Origin of the sequence: Gemella sp. 20925_1_85, from assembly GCF_041433735.1 — a bacterium.
Lineage (GTDB): Bacteria > Bacillota > Bacilli > Staphylococcales > Gemellaceae > Gemella.
Map to the genome: position 1 here is coordinate 1 of NZ_JAPWCC010000052.1, position 1,508 is coordinate 1,508.

A 1,508-nucleotide genomic window follows, 5' to 3' on the forward strand; every position below is an offset into this window, starting at 1 on the left:
CAAATATCTTTGGGACTACTACAGATTATTTGCTGGGACAAAAACCTTATTCAATTATCAGTAGTTTACCTCTAGAACAATTAGATCTTACCAATATTGCAAACTTTTCAAAGGATGAGTTTGATATTTTGAAACATTCAATAGCAGTTTCGGTGGCAAGAAATAAAATAAAGGCAACAGAACTAAAAGATAGAGTTATAGAAAAAAATCAGTTGTCAGAAAAAGATGCAGAACTTTTGAATAAGATTTTTGAAGAAGTTAAAACTTATTGGGAAAATTAGGAGGACGCTAGTCTTCAAAATTCCCTCCCAAAATGTGTCCAAAATATTGACAGAATTCTAGCTTTTCATTATAGTTCTTATGGAACTTTTTTTCTACAACAAAATAGGCTCCATAATATCCATAGGGGATTTACCCACTACAAATAGTATAGAGCCGGTTTTATTAATGTCCTGCATTTCCTAATAAGTTAACCATGACAACACCAATGATAATCAAAATTAAACCGATAATGCTATAAACATTTAGTGTTTCTTTGAAAATCATTACTGCGATAGAGGCTGTCAAAACTAAACCGACAGCTGACCATGTTGCATAAGCTATTCCTAAAGGAATTTTTTGCATTGCTAGTGAGAGGAAATAGAAACAAACGCCATAGCTAAGTAGGGCAGAAACGGTTGGAATAGGCTTTGTAAAACCGTCTGATAATTTCAAAAGGTTAGTTCCCAATATCTCTCCTACAATGGCGATAAAAAGATAAAAGTATGACATGTCTTTAACCTCCTATATGTCATGTTTTTGCTCTAAGAGCTATTATAGCTATCCGTTTTTTATAAATCTTGGCACAAGTCATGAGAATTTGTAGTAAAACTGTGGCAGACACTTTTTCAGAACCAATAGCTGATAAGTTTAGTATATCATAAGATAAATTTTAAAAAAAGTCTTGATTTATTTCAATGTCTTGCGTGGTCTCGATTTTACTGGTAAAATTACTTTTAAGAACTTTAAAAAAGAGGTTTCTATATTTGACAAAACAATGACTTGTTGTCCCGAATGTGGGCATCCTTTGGAGAAAAAATTTTTAAAAGATGAGGGAGATATTCCTTATTGTTCACAATGTGCGAGTTTTCGTTTTCCAGTCTTTAATACAGCAATTAGTGCGATTTTATTTAATGAAAAACATGATAAGATTCTCTTGATTAAGCAATATGACATGGCTGAGCATATTTTGCTAGCTGGTTATGTGTCTAATGATATTCACAACCAATTTCTACAATCATTAAAGGCAATTAATTTAGCCTCTCTTATTACGGATATGGGTAATAAAATTGCACAAAACTAGTCCAAAACTCTTTTTAATAAGGAGTATACTTTCTAGCATTTTATAGTTACTAAAAAGTATCTAAACTTTGGAAGTGATACTAAGTTTTAAAAAATATTATGGAAAAAAAGCTTATAAAATCAATATTTCTGAGATTTAAAACTAATAATATTAGACTCAAAATCCG

General features: G+C 31.0%; 3 protein-coding genes. 2 read left to right on the forward strand and 1 reads right to left on the reverse strand.

Annotated elements, in window-relative coordinates; translation table 11 throughout:
* Positions 1 to 281: hypothetical protein (locus O3884_RS08945; RefSeq protein WP_483299437.1), on the forward strand; the 281-nt coding region annotated here is incomplete at its 5' end.
* A gap of 163 nt (positions 282 to 444) precedes the next feature.
* On the opposite strand, the gene O3884_RS08950 is transcribed toward O3884_RS08945, so the two are convergent.
* On the reverse strand, positions 445 to 771 hold the full coding sequence (locus O3884_RS08950; protein ID WP_009732038.1) for a DMT family transporter: 327 nt from the start codon (positions 769 to 771) through the stop codon (positions 445 to 447).
* Positions 772 to 1,066: 295 nt separating this feature from the next.
* Between O3884_RS08950 and O3884_RS08955 the strand changes: the two genes are divergently transcribed.
* Positions 1,067 to 1,342: a hypothetical protein gene (locus O3884_RS08955; RefSeq protein WP_219724175.1), complete on the forward strand. Its 276-nt coding sequence runs from the start codon at positions 1,067 to 1,069 to the stop codon at positions 1,340 to 1,342.
* Positions 1,343 to 1,508 lie beyond the last annotated feature (166 nt).